This is a genomic window from Rhodococcus sp. HNM0569 (genome assembly GCF_012726205.1).
In the GTDB taxonomy this organism is placed as follows: domain Bacteria; phylum Actinomycetota; class Actinomycetes; order Mycobacteriales; family Mycobacteriaceae; genus Rhodococcus_F.
Window position 1 is genome coordinate 52,695 of sequence record NZ_JAASAE010000002.1, and the last position, 18,214, is coordinate 70,908.

Annotated in this window: 18 protein-coding genes; 15 read left to right on the forward strand and 3 right to left on the reverse strand. The window is 69.1% G+C overall.

What is annotated here, in order from left to right:
- The first annotated feature begins 101 nt into the window (after positions 1 to 101).
- From HCA44_RS02570 to HCA44_RS02600, 7 genes are all read left to right on the forward strand, one after another.
- A complete protein-coding gene (locus tag HCA44_RS02570; RefSeq protein WP_240945279.1) occupies positions 102 to 1,739 on the forward strand; it encodes an AMP-binding protein in 1,638 nt (545 codons plus the stop codon).
- 71 nt (positions 1,740 to 1,810) lie between these two features.
- Positions 1,811 to 2,611, forward strand: a complete 801-nt coding sequence (locus HCA44_RS02575) for an SDR family oxidoreductase (protein ID WP_346764545.1) — start codon at positions 1,811 to 1,813, stop codon at positions 2,609 to 2,611.
- A gap of 72 nt (positions 2,612 to 2,683) precedes the next feature.
- Entirely contained in the window at positions 2,684 to 3,580 is an 897-nt protein-coding gene (locus HCA44_RS02580; protein WP_169646984.1) for an LLM class F420-dependent oxidoreductase, read from the forward strand.
- Positions 3,577 to 4,386 (forward strand): SDR family oxidoreductase, encoded by an 810-nt coding sequence (locus tag HCA44_RS02585; RefSeq protein WP_169646985.1) that lies wholly within the window; start codon positions 3,577 to 3,579, stop codon positions 4,384 to 4,386. The genes HCA44_RS02580 and HCA44_RS02585 overlap by 4 nt, the downstream gene beginning before the upstream one ends.
- Positions 4,387 to 4,471: 85 nt before the next feature.
- Positions 4,472 to 5,371, forward strand: coding sequence for a TIGR03619 family F420-dependent LLM class oxidoreductase (locus HCA44_RS02590; protein WP_169647333.1), 900 nt, complete (start codon positions 4,472 to 4,474; stop codon positions 5,369 to 5,371).
- 267 nt (positions 5,372 to 5,638) lie between these two features.
- Entirely contained in the window at positions 5,639 to 6,865 is a 1,227-nt protein-coding gene (locus HCA44_RS02595) for an acyl-CoA dehydrogenase family protein (protein WP_169646986.1), read from the forward strand.
- Positions 6,865 to 8,016, forward strand: a complete 1,152-nt coding sequence (locus HCA44_RS02600; RefSeq protein ID WP_169646987.1) for an acyl-CoA dehydrogenase family protein — start codon at positions 6,865 to 6,867, stop codon at positions 8,014 to 8,016. Before HCA44_RS02595 ends, HCA44_RS02600 begins: the two co-directional genes overlap by 1 nt.
- 3 nt (positions 8,017 to 8,019) lie before the next feature.
- Here HCA44_RS02600 and HCA44_RS02605 read toward each other — a convergent pair whose 3' ends face one another.
- Complete coding sequence (locus tag HCA44_RS02605; RefSeq protein ID WP_169646988.1) at positions 8,020 to 8,436, reverse strand: nuclear transport factor 2 family protein; 417 nt, start codon at positions 8,434 to 8,436, stop codon at positions 8,020 to 8,022.
- A gap of 100 nt (positions 8,437 to 8,536) precedes the next feature.
- On the opposite strand from HCA44_RS02605, the gene HCA44_RS02610 reads away from it, so the two are divergent.
- The 8 genes from HCA44_RS02610 (at position 8,537) to HCA44_RS02645 (ending at position 16,277) form a co-directional block, all read left to right on the forward strand.
- A complete protein-coding gene (locus tag HCA44_RS02610) occupies positions 8,537 to 9,703 on the forward strand; it encodes an acyl-CoA dehydrogenase family protein (protein ID WP_169646989.1) in 1,167 nt (388 codons plus the stop codon).
- Positions 9,700 to 10,692, forward strand: a complete 993-nt coding sequence (locus HCA44_RS02615; protein WP_169646990.1) for a bifunctional MaoC family dehydratase N-terminal/OB-fold nucleic acid binding domain-containing protein — start codon at positions 9,700 to 9,702, stop codon at positions 10,690 to 10,692. The genes HCA44_RS02610 and HCA44_RS02615 overlap by 4 nt, the downstream gene beginning before the upstream one ends.
- Positions 10,693 to 11,805 carry an acyl-CoA dehydrogenase family protein gene (locus HCA44_RS02620; protein ID WP_169646991.1) on the forward strand — a complete coding sequence of 371 codons (1,113 nt, stop codon included), beginning with the start codon at positions 10,693 to 10,695 and terminating at the stop codon, positions 11,803 to 11,805.
- Positions 11,802 to 12,251 carry a MaoC family dehydratase gene (locus HCA44_RS02625; RefSeq protein WP_169646992.1) on the forward strand — a complete coding sequence of 150 codons (450 nt, stop codon included), beginning with the start codon at positions 11,802 to 11,804 and terminating at the stop codon, positions 12,249 to 12,251. Before HCA44_RS02620 ends, HCA44_RS02625 begins: the two co-directional genes overlap by 4 nt.
- Positions 12,251 to 13,429, forward strand: coding sequence for a lipid-transfer protein (locus HCA44_RS02630; RefSeq protein ID WP_169646993.1), 1,179 nt, complete (start codon positions 12,251 to 12,253; stop codon positions 13,427 to 13,429). The genes HCA44_RS02625 and HCA44_RS02630 overlap by 1 nt, the downstream gene beginning before the upstream one ends.
- Positions 13,429 to 14,235, forward strand: coding sequence for a MaoC/PaaZ C-terminal domain-containing protein (locus tag HCA44_RS02635; protein ID WP_169646994.1), 807 nt, complete (start codon positions 13,429 to 13,431; stop codon positions 14,233 to 14,235). Before HCA44_RS02630 ends, HCA44_RS02635 begins: the two co-directional genes overlap by 1 nt.
- Before the next feature lie 114 nt (positions 14,236 to 14,349).
- On the forward strand, positions 14,350 to 15,111 hold the full coding sequence (locus HCA44_RS02640; protein WP_169646995.1) for an SDR family oxidoreductase: 762 nt from the start codon (positions 14,350 to 14,352) through the stop codon (positions 15,109 to 15,111).
- 110 nt (positions 15,112 to 15,221) lie between these two features.
- Positions 15,222 to 16,277 (forward strand): ferredoxin--NADP reductase, encoded by a 1,056-nt coding sequence (locus HCA44_RS02645; RefSeq protein ID WP_169646996.1) that lies wholly within the window; start codon positions 15,222 to 15,224, stop codon positions 16,275 to 16,277.
- Positions 16,278 to 16,299: 22 nt separating this feature from the next.
- Here HCA44_RS02645 and HCA44_RS02650 read toward each other — a convergent pair whose 3' ends face one another.
- On the reverse strand, positions 16,300 to 17,427 hold the full coding sequence (locus HCA44_RS02650) for a ferredoxin--NADP reductase (protein ID WP_169646997.1): 1,128 nt from the start codon (positions 17,425 to 17,427) through the stop codon (positions 16,300 to 16,302).
- 72 nt (positions 17,428 to 17,499) lie between these two features.
- Complete coding sequence (mftR, locus tag HCA44_RS02655; protein WP_169646998.1) at positions 17,500 to 18,210, reverse strand: mycofactocin system transcriptional regulator; 711 nt, start codon at positions 18,208 to 18,210, stop codon at positions 17,500 to 17,502.
- Between the last annotated feature and the right edge of the window lie 4 nt (positions 18,211 to 18,214).

Consider the following 18,214-nt stretch of genomic DNA (forward strand, 5'->3'; position numbering starts at 1 on the left):
CAGTGTGTTCCGCAAGCCCTGACATGGCTTTCCCGAGCCGCACGACCGCGCGGGCGGGACGCACCGACGGTACCGGTGCACAGCACGACACGATCGCCGCGATGTTGCTCGACCGGGTCGGCGACACACATCCGGGTGTGCGCACGCGCGAACGGACGTGGTCGTGGGACGCGGTGGTCCGCGAGAGCGCGACGCGCGCCGATCTCGCGGCGGCCCACCGCGTGCCCGGTCCGTTCCACATCGGTGTGCTGCTCGAGAACACACCCGAGTTCCTGTTCTGGCTCGGCGGTGCGGCCCTCGCGGGTGCCACGATCGTGGGCATCAACCCGACCCGGCGCGGTGCCGAACTCGAGGCCGAGATCCGTTACGTGGACTGCCAGCTGATCGTCACCGATGCGAAGGGGCGCGACCAGCTCGCCGGCCTCGACCTGGGCCTCGATCCCGATCGCCTCCTGCTCGTCGACTCGAAGGAGTACGCGGACGAGGTCGCCGAGTACGCGAACGCCGTCCCCACGCGCGCTGCCGACGTCGGCCCCGAGTCGCTGTTCCTGCTGCTGTTCACGTCGGGAACGACCGGCATGTCGAAGGCCGTCCGCTGCAGCCAGGGCAGGCTCGCGCGCCTCGCGTACACCAACTCCGCGAAATACGGCCACGTGCGTGAGGACGTCGACTACTGCTGCATGCCGCTCTTCCACGGCAACGCGCTCATGGCGCTGTGGGCGCCCGCGCTCGCGAACGGTGCGACCGTGTGCCTCACCCCGAAGTTCACGGCGTCCGGCTTCCTGCCGGACGTCCGGTTCTTCGGTGCCACCTTCTTCACGTACGTGGGCAAGGCGCTCGGCTACCTCATGGCGACACCCGAGGAACCGGACGACGCCGACAACACGCTCGTGCGCGGATTCGGCACCGAGGCCTCACCCGAGGACAAGGTCGAGTTCGTCCGGCGCTTCGGCGCGGAGCTGTTCGAGGGCTACGGATCGAGCGAGGGCGCCGGCTCGGTCGCGCTCGACCCGAATGCCCCCGAGGGCGCGCTCGGCCGGCCCGCGAACGAACACATCGCGATCGTCGACCCGGAAACCCTTGCCGACAAGGCCCGCGCACAACTCGACGAACACGGCCGCGTCCTCAATCCCGACGAGGCGATCGGCGAGATGGTCGACAAGGCGGGCGCGGGCAAGTTCGAGGGCTACTACAAGAACGAGAAGGCGCTCGCCGAGCGCATTCGCCACGGCTGGTACTGGACGGGCGACCTCGGCTACATCGACGAGGCCGGGTTCATCTACTTCGCGGGCCGCAAAGGCGACTGGATCCGCGTCGACGGCGAGAACACGTCGGCGCTCATGATCGAGCGAATTCTCAAGCGCCATCCCGATGTCGTCGCATGCGGTGTGTTCGCGGTGCCCGACCCCAGGTCAGGAGACCAGGTGATGGCCGCGATCGAGGTCGACGATCCCGACGCATTCGATGCAGGCGCGTTCGCCCGGTTCCTCGGCGAACAGTCCGATCTCGGCACGAAGTCCGCGCCTCGGTTCGTCCGCGTGTCGGCGGATCTGCCGGTCACCGGCTCGAACAAGGTGCTCAAGCGGCAGCTGCAGACCGAGGCCTGGCACACTCGGGAGGCGGTCTTCCGCTGGGTGGGACGCGGCGCGCCCGAATACCTCCCGATGACCGACGCTGACCGCAAAGCCCTCGACGACGAGTTCGCGGCGTACGGACGCCTGCGGTTCCTGGGAGTGTGATGCAGCGCCCGCACGAGACACGGCAGTACCCGCCGGCACCGGAGAGTCGGCGGGAACGGCAGCGTGTGCTCGTGACGGGTGCGTCGCGCGGCATCGGCCGCGAGACGGCCGTGGCGTTCGCAGCCGCTGGTTTCGACGTCGCGTTCACGGCACGCACGGTCACGGAAGGCTCCGGCACGGTGCCGCCACGCACCCGCGGCGACGCGATCGCCGTGCCGGGGAGCCTCGACACGACGGCCGCGCAGATCAGGGCGTGCGGTGTGGCGGCACTGCCTGTTCGCATGGACCTGCTCGATGCGGGCTCCGTGACCGCCGCGGCCGACCGCGTGCTGGACGAATGGGGCGCAGTCGACGTCCTCGTGAACAATGCCTACGCGCAGACCGAGGGCAACATGGACCGTGTCCTCGACGTGCGTCACGTCGACGCGGAAGCGATGGTGCGTGGCAACTATCTGCATCAGCTGCTGTTGATCCAGCGGGTGCTGCCGTCGATGGTCGAGGCGGGCGGCGGCACGATGATCAATCTGGTGTCCAACTCGGCCCGTCAGGATCCGCCTGCCCCGCCTGGCGAGGGCGGCTGGGGTCTGTCGTACGCGGCGTCGAAGGCGGCATTCGGTCGAATAGCGGGCGCGGTCAATGCCGAATACCTCGCGCGGGGTGTGCGTGCGTTCAACCTCGACCCGGCGTTCGTCGTCACCGAGTCGGGTCGCGCACGCGGCGGCACCGACGCCATCGAGGCGACCGGATTCCACGGCGTGCCCGCGACGGTCCCGGCCCGCGCCGCGGTGTGGCTCGCGACGGCGAACGACGCGGCCCACCATCTCGGAAAGACCGCTCACGCCACGCAGATCGTTGCGGCCCTCGATGCCTGACGGGTATCACGCACGGGGCCATCGCATCACGCGCCTCGGGAGGCGCCACATCGACGGAAGGACGGGTCACGCATGACGAAGCTCAGCGTCGTGGTTCCGGTGGAACTCGGCAGCAGCGGCGAACCGGACTGGATTCTCGGCTTCGCGAAAGCCGCCGAATCGCTCGGCTTCGACGAGATTTCGGCAGTCGAACACTCGGTGGTCGTCTCGGACACCGAGAGCGCCTACCCGTATTCGCCGACGGGGAAGTCGCATCTGCCGGACGACTGCGACATCCCCGATCCGCTCGAACTGCTGTCCTTCGTCGCGGGCGCCACCACACGGCTCGGGCTCTCGACCGGAGTTCTCGTGCTGCCCAATCACAATCCGGTCGTGCTCGCGAAGAGGCTCGCGACCCTCGACCGGCTCTCGCGGGGCCGGCTGCGGATCTGTATCGGACTCGGCTGGATGCGCGAGGAGATCGAGGCGTGCGGCGGCGACTTCGACCGCCGCGGCAAGAGCGCCGACGAAGCCCTCGCGCTGATGCGGGCGTTGTGGGCGGGCGCCGATGCCGATTCAGCCGGTGTGGACTTCGACGGGGACTTCTACCGGTTGCGCGGCGCCCACAGTCACCCGAAACCGCATGGCGGAAGGTCGGTTCCGCTGTACGTCGGTGGGCACAGCAAGGCGGCGGCACGGCGTGCGGGCCGACTCGGTGACGGCTTCCAGCCCCTCGGACTCGCGGGCGACGACCTCGCGGCGGCCGTCGCGGTGATGCGCGGCGCCGCAGCCGAGGCCGGGCGCACCGCGGACGACGTCGAACTCGTGCTCGGCGCGACGTTGCCGCGTCTCGACGAACGGAAGCTCGCGTGGGCGCGTGAGCAGGGCGCGGGGCGGATCGTGCTGTCGGCGTCGCGGCACGTGCGCTCGCTCGACGACGTGATCGCGGAGATGGCCGACTGCGCCGAGCGTGTCGGGACACTGCGATGAGCGCGGTCTTCACGCCCGGAGCGCTTCTGCCCGGACGCCGAGCGATCGTGACGGGCGGTGGCCGTGGGATCGGCGCGGCGATCACGCGTGCCTTCGCGGCGCACGGCGCGCATGTGCTCGTCGTCGACACCGTGGACGTCGACCAGCGTGCCCACGAGTTCGACAGCGCGGCAGGAGGTTCGATCGAACACCTGGTGGCCGATGTGTGCGACGGCGCTACTGCGGGACGACTCGCCCAGTGGCGACCCGAGATCCTGGTCAACAATGTCGGGCATTTCCTGCGTCCGCCGGTCCGGTTCGCCGACGAGGCCCCCGCGATGTGGACGCAGCTCGGCGACGTCAACTTCGAGCACGTCCTGCGGCTCACGCACGCCGTGCTGCCGGTGATGCCGCGCGGCGGGTCGATCGTGAACGTCACGACGGTCGAGGCGCACCGCGCGATTCCCGGGCACACCGTGTATTCGGCGTACAAGGCCGCGCTCATGCAGTTCACGCGCAGCCTGGGCGTCGAGGAGGGGCACAACGGGATCCGCGTCAACGCGATCGCGCCCGACCTCGTCGAGTCCGTGCAGGTGCCGTACCGCGACCTGGTGGCCGACGAGGACTGGGCGAAGTGGCCGTACTGGGCCCCCCTCGGCGGACCCGGCGCGCCCGATGACGTAGCGGGCGCGGCGTTGTACCTCGCATCCGACCTGTCGCGCTATGTGACCGGTACGACGGTCCACGTCGACGGCGGCAGCCATGCCGCGGGCGGCTGGTTCCGTCGGGGCTCGGGTGGGTGGACCAACCGGCCCGCCGACGCGTGATCCGGCCCCGGCCCGTCTTCCGCACGAGAGGAACCTCCACGTGACGAACAACCGTGTGACGAACAGCGGCGTGGCGAATCGCGACGTGCCCACGCTGAGCGTGAACGTCCCCAATTTCGGACCCGCACTCGCCGCGGACGACTACGGGCAACTGCTCGCGGTGTGCCGCGCGGCGGACGCAGCCGGATTCGACCGGCTGCAGGTCACCGACCACGTCGTGATGGGGTCGGACACGTCGGGCTACACGTGGTCGGCTTTCCCCACCGCGCCCGACGAGCACTGGCTCGAACCGCTCACCGTCCTCGCCGTCCTCGCCGGACAGACCGAACGCATCCGGCTCGGTACCGGCATCGTGATCGCGGCACTGCGCGGCGGAGCCGTGCTCGCCAAGACGGCCGCGACCCTCGACCTGCTGTCGGGTGGCCGCCTCGACCTCGGTGTCGGAACAGGGTGGCAGGCCCGCGAATACGAAGCCGCGGGCCTCGATTTCGCGCAGCGCGGCCGACTGCTCGACGACACCCTGGAGGTGTGTCACGCACTGTGGTCGGGTGCGCCCGCCGCGGTCGACAACGGCACCGTGTCGTTCTCCGACGTGTACTGCTCCCCGCGCAGGCCGGTCCCCGTGTGGGTGTCGGGTTCGCTGTCGCGTGCCGTGGTGCGCCGCACCGCGCGGTGGGGCACCGGCTGGATCCCCATCATGGGCGCCACCGATGCGGATCTCGCCGAGGGCGTGCGCGTGATGCGCGGCGCGTTCGCCGATGCCGGGCGCGACCCGGGCACGCTCGAGGTGCGCGGTCGCCTGTCCGTCGCGAAGACCGCGGGCGGCGAGATCGACCTCGACGCGACCCTCGACCACGCGAAGACCCTCGTCGCGTCGGGTGTCACCGACGTCATGGTCGCACTGCAGGCTCTCGACGCCGACCCGGATCGCGCGGTGGCGGTGTTCCCTCGCCTCGTCGCCGCCTTCCGCACCGTCTTCTCCTGAGTGCGCACGGACGAATTCCCGTTCGCTCGGAAGGTTCGCGCCGGCCGGGCTCGGTTCCCCGCTCTGCGGCATCGCACCCGGTGAAGAGCGATTATTCGGGCGTTGCCCCGCAGTGCCCGCGTCCGTCATTGACGGCTCCACGATTGCGACGCTAGGTTAACTTCCTGGTTCGGCGCCGCACAGGGATCGGACCGGCAGTGGTCTGGACCGGCAGTGGTCTGGACCGGCAGCGGTCGACACGGAGTGGCATGACGCGAGGGAGTGCAGATGGATTTGGCGTGGTCCGCGGACGACGCGGCGTTTCGTGACGAGGTCGTCGCCTTTCTCGACGAGAAACTGACGCCCGAACTGCGGCAGGCCGGCCGGCTGATGACGAGTGTGTACTCGGATCACGAGGCGAGTATGGAGTGGCAGCGCATCCTGCACGAGCGAGGCTGGGCCGCGCCGGCCTGGCCGGTCGAACACGGGGGATGCGACTGGAGCCTGACGCAGCACTACATCTTCAGCCGCGAATCGGTACTCGCCGGCGCTCCGTCGTTGTCGCCGATGGGCATCCGCATGGTCGCCCACGCAATCGTCGCGTTCGGCACCCCGGAGCAGAAGGACTTCTTCCTGCCCCGCATCCTCACCGGCGAGGTGTTCTTCTGCCAGGGCTACTCCGAGCCCGAAGCCGGATCCGACCTCGCGTCGCTGTCGATGGCCGCGGTCGACGACGGCGACGACCTCGTGTGCACCGGCAGCAAGATCTGGACCACCCATGCCACGGAGGCGAACTGGATGTTCTGCCTCGTGCGCACGTCGAAAACCGGCAAGAAGCAGGAAGGCATCACGTTCCTGCTGATCGACATGAACACCCCCGGTATCGAGATCCGCCCGCTCGTCATGTCGTCCGGCGAAGAGGTCCAGAACCAGGTGTTCTTCGACGAGGTTCGCGTGCCCAAGTCCAATGTCATCGGCACGATCGACGACGGCTGGACCGTCGCGAAGTACCTGCTGCTCTTCGAGCGCGGCGGCGGCGCGGCGGCGCCGGCCCTGCAGGTCATGGCCGAATCCATCGCCGAGGCCGCCGCACAGCAGCCCGGCCCCGGTGGGCGTCCCCTCCTCGAGGATCCGGTCTTCGCCGCGAAGCTGGCCGAAGCGCGCATTCGCACCAAGGTGCTCGAGGTTCTCGAATACCGCACCCTGTCCGCCGGTGTCGACGTAGGCGGCGCCGCGTCGTCGACGATGAAGGTCCTCGGCACCGAACTCAGTCAGCGCCTCACCGAGATCTGGCTCGAAACCGCAGGCCCCCGCGGCCGCGTCTACCAACCGCACGCCACGGCGCCCGGCGGCCCGATCGCCGACTTCGTCGAACCGGACGGCGGGTACGTGAGCGGAGAGTCGTGGCAGGCTGTCGCGCCACTGCGTTACCTGAACGACCGCGCCGGCTCGATCTACGCCGGCAGCAACGAGATTCAGCGGAACATTCTCGCCAAAGCAGCATTGGGGCTCTGATGGACTTCACTCTGACGAAAGAGCAGGAACTTCTCCGTGACGGCCTGGTCAAGTTCCTTGCCGCGCGCTACACCCTCGAGGAGAGTCGCGCCGCCGCGAAAACAGGTCTCGGCCGACAGCCCGAGATCTGGCGCAGCTTCGCCCACGAGCTCGGCATCCTCGGTGCCACCCTCCCCGAGAGCGAAGGTGGACTCGGCGGCGGCGCCGTCGAACTCATGATCGTCACCGAGGCGCTCGGTCAGGCCCTCGTCGTCGAACCGTTCGTCGACACCGTCGTCCTGGGCGGCGGTCTGCTGCGGCGCGCGGGGGGCGAGCGCGCCACGACGCTCGTCGGCGAGATCGTCGACGGCAACGCTCTCACCGCCTTCGCGGCACTCGAACCGACGTCGGGCCAGCACTACGACGACGTCACCACCACGGCTCGGCGCGACGGCGACGAATGGATTCTCGACGGCAGCAAGATCGTCGTCACCAGTGCACCTTTCGCCGACCACCTGCTGGTCACCGCGCGCACCTCGGGGGAGCGACGCGACACCGACGGCATCTCGCTGTTCGTCGTCGACCTCGACCACTCGAACCTGCCCGCCGGATTCGAGAGCCACGACTACCGCACGGTCGACGACCGCCGTACCGCCGACCTCACCTTCACCGGGCTGCGCCTGCCCGCCGACGCGCTCCTCGGCGGCGAGGGCACGGCGTGGGAGTCGATCGCGCAGGGTGTCGACGAGGCCACCACCGCGGTCTGTTCGGAAGCGGTGGGCCTGATGCGCAAGGTGCTCGCCGACACCGTCGACTACGCCAAGCAGCGCAAGCAGTTCGGGGCGACGATCGGTTCGTTCCAGGCGCTGCAGCACCGCATGGTCGACATGCACATGGAGGTCGAGCAGGCGGTTGCCGCCGTGTACCTGGCGATCCTCACCCTGGGTGCCGATCCTGTGGAGCGCGCACTCGCCGTCTCGGCCGCCAAGGCCACCATCGCGCGCGCCGCCCGCTTCGTCGGCCAGAATGCCGTGCAACTGCACGGCGGCATGGGCATGACCGAAGAGCTGGCCATCGGCCACTACTTCCGTCGGCTCACCGCCGTCGAGTACGAATTCGGTTCCGCCGACCAGCACATCGCTCGTTACGCGGCGCTCACCAACCGCGCTTGACGGTCACGGTACGCGGACGGGCACGTCTTCGCTGAAGTCGACCGTGAGCGAACGAGAAGCGAAGACCCATCCGTCCCCGAATGCGACGTAGCGGTCCGCGTAGCGCAGCGCGATGCGGTTGTCGCGCACGGAGTCCTCACGCCGGTACAGATGGTGCGCCGTGCAGTACAGCTCGCCGGTGAGACCGTCCACCACCTGCTGGTGCACCACGTGACGCGTCGCGATCAGGTGCGACACCGCGCCGACGACGGCGTCGGCCACCTCCCGTGCGCCGGTGATCGTGGACGCGTCGCCGCCGGTCAGCGCGGGCGGCAGCGTGAACGTCACGTCGGGTGCGAACAGTGCGGCGAGCGCGTCGCGGTCGCGTCGGTCGACGGCCTGCGCGTACCGTGCGGACAACTCGGCGATGGGGAACGGCATGGCCTGCATCACACCCCGCCGGGCGCCGATCGGTCCACCCCGCTCCCGCTGTGCGAGACGACGCCCACGTCCCGGCGTCGTCGTCGTTAGCGTCCGGCACATGGAACTGAGGGAGAGCCCCGAACAGCAGGAACTGCGCCGCGAGTTGCGCGCGTATTTCGCGGGTCTGCTGCCGGAGGAGAAGCGCCGCAAGGCCGGCGAGCAAGGCGTCGGTGGTGAGTACTTCCGGGAGATCGTGAGCCTGCTGGGCAAGGACGGGTGGCTCGGAATCGGCTGGCCCACCGAGTACGGCGGCCAGGGCCGGTCCATCGAGGAACAGTTCGTCTTCTTCGACGAGGTGCAGCGCGCCGGCCTGCCGTTCCCGTTCGTCACCGTCAACACCGTCGGTCCGACGCTCATGAAGTACGGCACCGAGGAACAGAAGGCCCGGTTCCTGCCCGGCATCCTGGCCGGCGACATCGTGTTCGCGATCGGCTACACCGAGCCCGAGGCAGGCACCGACCTCGCATCGCTCAAGACGCGCGCCGTGCGCGACGGCGACGAATGGGTGATCGACGGCAACAAGATCTTCACGTCGGGTGCGAACACCGCCGACTACGTGTGGCTCGCGTGCCGCAGCGATCCGGACGCGCCGAAGCACAAGGGCATCTCGATCATGGTCGTGCCCACCGACGATCCGGGCTTCTCGTGGTCGCCGATCGACACCGTCGGTGGCCTGATGGTGACGTCGACGTACTACACCGGCATCCGGCTGCCCGACGAGAACGTGATCGGCGACGTCCACGGCGGCTGGAAGCTCATCGCCGCGCAGCTCAACCACGAGCGCATCGGCCTCGCGGCGATCGGCGGCCGCACCTACGGGCTCTGGCATCAGGTCCGCGAATGGGCCACCGACAACGGGGCCATCGAGATCCCCTGGGTGCAACAGGAACTCGCCCGCACGCATGCACGGCTCGAAGCGATGCGGCTGCTGAACTGGAAGATGACCGCGGCCGTCGCCGCGGACACGCTGTCCGGCGCCGACGCGGGCGCCACCAAGGCCTACGGCACCGAGACGCACATCGACGTCTACCGGACGCTGCTCTCGATCCTCGGTGCGGCGGGACGCATCCGGCCCGAATCACCCGGCGCGCTGCTCGCCGGCCAGATCGAGCAGATCTCGCGGCAGGGCATGGTCAACACGTTCGGTGGCGGTGTCAACGAGGTGCTGCGCGACATGGTCGCGACGATGGGCCTCGGGTTGGTGCGGGAGAAGAGGGTCAAGTGAGCGAATTCTTCACCACCCTGAAGGGTTTCGAGGGCAAGGTCCTCACCCCGACGACCTGGGGGCCGGACGAGGTCAACACGCCGATGATCCGCCATTGGATCCAGACGATGGGCGATACGAACCCGATCTACCTCGACGACGACGCGGCGCGCGCCACCGGGCGCGACGGCGCCGTCGCGCCCGCGCTCATGGCGCAGGTGTGGACCATGCGGACGTTCACCGACAAGATGGCGAACAACGACCCGTCCCAGGTGTGGACCGACCTGATCGCGACGCTCGACGGCGCCGGCTTCACGTCCGTCGTCGCCACCGACTCGGACTTCGAGTTCTTCACCGAACTGCGTACCGGCGACCGGGTTTCGCTCACCGAGGTCATCGAGGACATCTCGGAGGAGAAGAAGACCGGCCTCGGTACCGGGCACTTCGTCACCACCCTCAAGACCTACCGCAACGGGAACGACGAGACCGTCGCGACGCAGCGGTGGCGCACCTTGCGCTTCAAGCCGAAGGGTGGCGAGGAAGCCGGATCGAGGGGCTCGGAGAAGCCGTCGGCGAAGGACGAGAAGGCGGGCCCGATCCCGGGACTGCGTCCGCGTCCGGCGCTCAACGCCGACAACGCGTTCTGGTTCGAGGCTGCGAAGGAACACCGACTGGTGATCCAGCGCTGCAGCAACTGCGGCACATTGCGCCATCCGACGGGCCCGATGTGCGGGCAGTGCCGGTCGCTCGACTGGGACACCGTCGACGCGTCCGGCCGCGGCATCGTCTACAGCTTCGTCGTCAACCACCATCCACGGATTCCCGGCTTCGAGTACCCGCTCGTCGTGGCGACGATCGAGCTCGAGGAAGGCACCCGCCTGATCGCGAACATGACCGGCATCGCGCCCGGCGACGTCGAGATCGGCATGCCGGTGGAACTGGACTGGATCGACGCCGACCCGGACCTGACGCTTCCCGCGTTCCGGCCGGCCGTACGGGAGGACTCGTAGATGGACTTCACCTTCAGCGAAGAGCAGGAAGCGATTCGCACACTCGCCGCCGACGTCTTCACCGGCAAGGCCGGCATCGACCGCGTCAAGCAGGTCGAGCAGAGCGACGAGCGGATCGACCGCGACCTGTGGCGTGAACTCGCCTCGACGGGCCTGCTCGGAATCGCGCTCCCCGAGGACCTCGGAGGCGGGGGCCTCGGCGTATCCGAGTTGTACGTCCTGCTCGAGCAGCAGGGCCGCCACGTCGCACCGGTACCGATCTGGCAGTCGACACTCGCCGCACTTGCCGTCGCCGAATTCGGTACCGACGCACAGCGCACCGCGCTGGTGCCCGGGGTGGCCGACGGCAGCAGTTTCCTGACGATCGGACTCGAGGAGTTCGGTCCCTACGTCGACGGCGACCCCCAGACCACCGCCACCGAGACCGGTGGCGCGTGGACCCTGACGGGTGCGAAGGCCGTCGTCCCGATCACGCACGTCGCGGACCGCGCGATCGTGTCGGCGACGACGCCCACCGGCGCCGCACTGTTCGTCGTCGACCTCGCCGCCGGCGGGGTGACCGTGCAGCAGACCCAGTCCACGGACTGGGAGATCTGCGGAAACGTCACCTTCGAGTCGGCTCCCGCCGAACTTCTCGGTCCGGCCGACGGCACCACGGTGGCGTGGCTGCTCGCACGGGTGGAACTCGCCCTCGCGGCACTGCAGTTGGGCGTCGGGTCCGGCGCCGTGCAGCAGGCCGTCACCTACCTCAACGGCAGGCACCAGTTCGGCCGCCCCCTCGCCACCTTCCAGGCCGTCGGCCACCAGCTGGCGGACTGCTACATCGACCTCGAAGCGATGCGCGTGACGCTGTGGCAGGCGGCGTGGCTGCTCGCCGAGGGGGCCGATCTCGGGACCTCGGTGCTCGTCGCGAAGTGGTGGGCCACCGACGCCGGACAGCGCGTGGTGCATCGCACCACCCACCTGCACGGCGGCATGGGCGTCGACACCGACTACCCCGTGCATCGGCATCTGCTGTGGGGCAAGCAGATCGGTGCCACGCTCGGCGGTTCGGCATCCGATCTCGCGCGTCTCGGCGCGCAGCTCGCCGACGGGGTCGAGGTGGTCGCATGACCGCCACCGTCCCGGAGGTCACGGGCCGCGGCTACGACGACATCTCCGTCGGCGACGTGCTCCCGGACCTGGCGATCCCGCTCACCCGCACGCTGATCGTCGCGACCGCACTCGCGACCCGCGACTTCCAGGACGTGCACCACGATCCCGAGCTGGCGCGTGAGCGCGGCAGCAAGGACGTGTTCATGAACATCCTCACCAGCAACGGTCTCGCGGGCCGGTTCGTCACCGACTGGGCAGGTCCGTTCGCCACCGTGCGCCGCGTCAAGATCCGCCTCGGGGCCCCCAACTACCCGGGCGACACGATGAGGATGACCGGCGAGGTCGTTTCGAAGGACGACGGGCTGGTCGAGGTGAAGGTCGTGGGTGCCAACAGCCTCGGCAAGCATCTGTCGGGCACCGTCACGGTCGCCTACCCGGCGGCAACGGAAGGAAGGGACTCCTGATGGCCGTGAGCCCACTGTCGGGTGCCGCCGCGATCGTCGGTATCGGTGCCACCGAGTTCTCCAAGCGCTCGGGCCGTTCCGAGCTGCAACTCGCGTGCGAGGCCGTCACCGCGGCCCTCGCCGACGCCGGCATCGACCCGTCCGAGGTGGACGGGCTGTCGACGTTCACGATGGAGACCAACGGCGAGATCCTCGTCGCCCGTAACTGCGGGCTCGGCGAGCTGAAGTTCTTCTCCCGCATCGGGTACGGCGGCGGCGCCGCGTGCGCGTCGGTGCAGCAGGCGGCGATGGCCGTCGCGACCGGCGTCGCCGACGTCGTCGTCGTGTACCGCGCGTTCAACGAGCGCTCGGGGATGCGTTTCGGCGCGGGTCAGCACGACCGTCCGATGGACTCGACCGCCGATCGCGCCGCCTACGCGTGGCTCACGCCGCAGGGGCTCAGCACCCCTGCGCAGTGGGTCGCGATGTTCGCGCGACGCTACATGTACGAATACGGGGCCACGAGTGAGGATTTCGGACGTGTCGCGGTCGTCGCTCGCAAGCACGCCGCGAACAATCCGAAGGCGTGGTTCTACGAGCGGCCCATCACGCTCGACGACCACCAGAGCTCGCGGTGGATCGCCGAACCGTTGCACCTGCTGGACTGCTGCCAGGAGACCGACGGCGGCCAGGCCCTCGTGATCGTGTCGGCAGAGCGCGCGAAGGACCTGCCGCACGCGCCTGCGATCGTCAAGGGCGCCGCGCAGGGCAGCGGCAAGGACCAGCACATGATGGCGAGCTACTATCGGCCCGACATCACCGGTATCCCCGAGATGGGCCTCGTCGGCAGGCAACTGTACGCGCAAGCCGGGCTCGTACCGGGCGACATCGACGCCGCGATCCTCTACGACCACTTCACCCCGCTCGTGCTCCCGCAGCTCGAAGAACTCGGCTTCTGCGGCGTCGGCGAGGCGAAGGACTTCGTCCGCGAGGGCAATCTCGAGATCGGCGGCGCACTGCCGAGCAACACGCACGGCGGCCAGGTCGGCGAAGCGTACTTGCACGGCGTCAACGGCATCGCCGAGGCGGTGCGACTGCTGCGCGGCACGTCCACCAACCAGCCCGACGGCATCGACAACGTCCTCGTCACCGCGGGTACCGCCGTCCCGACCAGCGGCCTGATCCTGGGAGCAGCCTGATGACCACCACGCTCGGTGCCGGCCGTTGGAGCGGTGTCGACCTCGGCACCCGCACCGTCTCCTACGACGAGCGCGACGCGATCCTGTACGCGCTCGCGGTCGGCGCGCGTGCGGACGAACTGGACCTCGTGTTCGAGGATCGGCTGCGGGTGCTCCCGACGTTCGCGCTCACGCTCGCACAGTGGGCTCCCGACGAACTCGGCGGACGCGGTGGTTTCGACCAGTCGACCACGCTGCACGGGTCGCAAACGCTCGAGGTGCGTGCCCCGCTGCCGCGCAGCGGTGCGCTCGCGCTGTCCGCATCGGTGGGCAATGTGTGGGACAAGGGAGCCGCCGCGGTGTTCGAGGTGGTCGTCGAGTCGGAGTACTTCGTCGCGACGTGGTCGTTGTTCGCGCCAGGTGCGGGCGGCTTCGGTGGCGAGCGTGGGCCGTCGAAACCGGCTCCACCCGAGGGGGATCCGCAGTTCACGGGCGTCATGGAGACCGCGACCACGCAGGCCGCGCTGTACCGGCTCACGGGCGATCGGCATCACATCCACATCGATCCCGCCGCGGCGGCGGGCATCGGGCAGCCGCGACCGATCATGCACGGGCTGTGCACGTTGGCGGCGAGCACTCTCGAGCTGGCGCGGGCCACAGGTGCGCATCCGGCCGACCTGCGCACTCTCGACGGCAGGTTCGCCGCGCCGCTCTTCCCGGGCCAGACCCCGGGCTACCGCGCGTGGGGAGATCGCGGCGAGCTCGCGTTCGAGCTCGACCTCGACGGCACCGCCGTCATCGCGGGTGGCCGCGCGACCTTCGCCTGACCATCTCTCGCTTTCCCTTACCACGGTCGCAATGTCACATCGTGTGCATCGAGTGCACACGATGTGACATTGCGACGCACCGGGATACGGAACGACGACCGACACGGAGGACTCATGGGCACGCTCGACGGCAAGACCGCGCTGATCACCGGGGCGGGGCAGGGAATCGGACAGGGCATCGCGCTCGCGCTCGCGAAGGAGGGCGCGTCGATCGCCGTCGCAGGCCGCACCGAGTCGAAGCTCGACGCGACGTGCGAGCTGCTCGCACAGGCGGGTGGAGTGGGTGTGCCCGTACGGTGCGACGTGAGCGTCAAGGACGACATCGACGCCGCGGTCGCCGCGACGGTCGAGCGGTTCGGCGGGATCGACATCCTCGTCAACAACGCGAACGACGGCAAACCCGGACCGCTGCTCGACGTCCGCGACGACGACTACGTCCGGTTCTTCGCGACCGGACCGCTCGCCACCCTGCGCACGATGCAGGCGTGCCACCCGCACCTGAAGGCCCGCGGAGGCGGCACGATCGTCAACCTCGTGACGTCCGCCGCGGTGCGCTGGGACGCGTCGAACTACGGCGCGTACGCCTCGATCAAGGAGGGCATGCGCGCCCTGACGCGTGCGGCGGCATGCGAATGGGGCCGCGACGGCATCCGGGTGCTGTCGGTGGCGCCGCACGCGTCGACGCCCGCGCTGGCGTGGTGGATGGAGAAGAACCCGGAGGAGGCGGCCGAGTTCGTCGCGGGCATCCCCCTGGGACGCGTCGGTGACCCGGAGACCGACATCGGCCGCGCGGTCGTGTTCCTCGTCGGCCCGGACGCCGGCTACCTCACCGGTGCCACGATCCCGCTCGACGGTGGACAGTCCCGCTGGGGCTGAGTGCAGCAGTTCCCGATTCCCGCTCGCCGGGACCGTTCGACTGTGTGCCTGCGTCCTGCGGCTACCTTCGCACCCGAGATGAACGCACGTACGAGAGGCCACCTGTCGTCATGACGACTGTCGAAGCACCCCAGAGTTCCCGTTCCGTTCTGGTCACCGTGGCCGACGTGGTGGCGGAGACCGCCGACGCCTGTTCGCTGGTCTTCGAGATCCCCGAGGACGTCGAGGACCGGTTCGCGTACCGCCCGGGTCAGTTCCTGACGCTGCGCATCCCCAGCGAGCGCACCGGCTCGGTCGCGCGCTGCTACTCGCTCGCGAGCTCGCCGCACACCGACGACGCACCCAAGGTCACCGTCAAACGCACCGCCGACGGCTACGGCTCGAACTGGGTGTGCGACAACGTGTCCGTGGGTGATCGCCTCGAGGTGCTGCCGCCGTCGGGACTGTTCACGCCCCCCGACCTCGCCGAGAACCTACTGCTGTTCGCGGCGGGCAGTGGCATCACCCCGGTCATGTCGATCCTCAAGTCGGCGCTCGACCAGGGGAGCGCTCACGTCGTGCTCGTGTACGCCAATCGCGACGAGAAGTCGGTCATCTTCGCCGAGGAGCTGCGTCGGCTCGCGGCGGCCGAACCCGAGCGGCTCACCGTGATCCATCTGCTCGAATCGGTACAGGGACTGCCGACCGCGCGCACGCTGGCCGGGCTCGCACGGCCGTTCGCGTCGCATCGCGCCTTCCTGTGCGGGCCGGGCCCGTTCATGGCTGCCGTGCACGAAGGTCTCGCTGCCGCCGGGCTGCCCAAGGACCGCGTGCACGCCGAGGTGTTCACGTCGCTGTCGGGCGACCCGTTCGCCGACGTCGAGCCGATCGAGCTGTCAGCCGAAGAGGAAGCAGGCGCCGCCACGGCATTCGTCGAACTCGACGGCGAGAACCACGAACTCACCTGGCCGCGGTCGCAGACGCTCGTCGACATCATGCTCGCCCGCGGGCTGGAAGTGCCGTACTCGTGCCGAGAGGGCGAATGTGGTTCGTGCGCATGCACTGTCACATTTGGCGAGGTGGAGATGGACAACACCGGAATGCTCGACGCCGACGACATCGCCGCAGGGTACATCCTCGGCTGTCAGGCCCGCCCGGTGACGGACGCGGTGAAGATCGAGTTCTGAGGCGGCACCGAGGCGCGGCCTGTCAGAACTCGATCTCGAGATGATCGGTGACAGGCCGTGCCTGGCAACCGAGGATGTACCCGGCCTCGACATCCTCAGGATCGAGGATCTCGCTGTTCTCCATCGCGACCTCGCCCTTGCGGATCGTGCACGCGCAGGATCCGCATTCGCCTTCCTGGCACGAATAGGGCACGTCGAGCCCCTTGGCGAGCATGATCTCGACGAGGGTCTGCGACCTCGGCCAGGTGAGCGAGTGCGTCTCGCCGTCGAGTTCGACCTCGACGGTCGCGGCGTCGGCGAGATCCTCGTCGCTCACCTCGGTGGCAGGTGCGTCGGCGAACGGATCGCCCGCCAGCGAGTTGAACACCTCGGCGTGCACCTGACTGCGCGGCATCCCGGCGTCGGCGAGCGCGCGGTGCACCGCGTCCATGAAGGGCGACGGCCCGCACAAGAACGCCTCGCTGCCGAGATACGGCCCGGCGAAACGGGCGATGTGTTCGGCGGTGGGCAGGCCCTGCAGCGTCTCGAGCCAGTGCACGACGGTCAGGCGTTCGGGATACCGGTCGGCGAGGGCGCGCAGTTCGTCGGCGAAGATGACCGACTTCTCGTCGCGGTTGGCGTAGAACAACGCGACGTTCCCGTTGCCCTCGGCGAGGGCCGACTTGAGGATCGAGACAACCGGCGTGATGCCGCTGCCTGCGCCGAACAGCACGAAGTCGTGGTCCCACGTCTTGGGTGTGAATACACCCGAGGGGGGCAGCACCTCGATCCTGTCGCCATCGGACACGTTGTCGCACAGCCAGTTCGAGCCGTAGCCGTCGGCGGTGCGTTTGACGGTGACCTTGGGCGCGTCGTCGGTGTGCGGCGAGCTCGCGAGCGAGTAGCAGCGCGCGACCGAGCCGGTGCGCTCGCTGGGGATGCGCAGCGTCAGGAACTGCCCGGGCCGGTAGTGGAAGCGTTCGGCGTGCTCGCCGGGGACGTCGAACACGATCGACCGGGCGTCGTCGGTCTCCTCGATCACCTTGCCGACGGTGAGGATCACCGAGCGTGAGCCGTGCGGTACCTCGATCGTGCCGTCGGTGACGTCGCCGACGGTCGTCGTGTCGGCACCGGTGCTCACGTCGGCACTGCTCGTGTCGCCTTCGCTCATGTCGTCCTCTCTCACCGACGCTCACTCCACGATCGGAGGGCCCCGGTCAAAACTAGAACAGGTTCTAATAGCCTATCGCACGTGAGGGAATGCGTCATCCTCGTGGCCGGTGGCCGCACGCGGAGCGGCGTCGAGGCCGTGTTCGAGCGTCGCCATGCCGTCGGCCAGCAGTCGCCCGAGGTCGAGCGAATGGTCGTCGAGCCAGCTCTCGTATGCCGACATCGCGACGCCCAGCAACAGGTGGCCGATCGTGCGCGGGGCGGGCGAATCGGCGGGAACGTCCAGGCGGCGCGCCGCGTACTGTGCCACCACGTCGCGCCAGCCCGCGTACATGAGCGCCGAATGTGCCTGCAGAGCGGGCACACGCAGGATCAGCTCCATCCGCCTTCGGTGGTTCGCCGTTTCCTCCGCGGGGAAGGTGTTGAAGTCGAGCAGTGCCGCGGCGAGTGCGGTGGACATCGGGAGATCGTCCGGCAGGGCCGCGAGGCGCTCGCGCATATTTGCCAGATGCGCGTCGAAATCGCCCCAGGGAATGGCATTCTTCGAAGGGAAGTAGCGGAACAGGGTGCGGCGTGCGATGCCGCACGCGTGGGCGATGTCGTCCACGCTCGTGTCGTCGAAACCGCGTTCGACGAACAGCTCGAGTGCAACGGTGCCGATGCGTTCTCGCGATGTCGCGGGGCGTCTGCCGGGCCGCGCGGCCGCGGTGGTGTTCGGGTTGCCGCCGTGCGGGGCGCTGTCCTGCGGGGCGCTGTCGTGCGGGGCGGAGGAGTGGCTGGTCATGTTC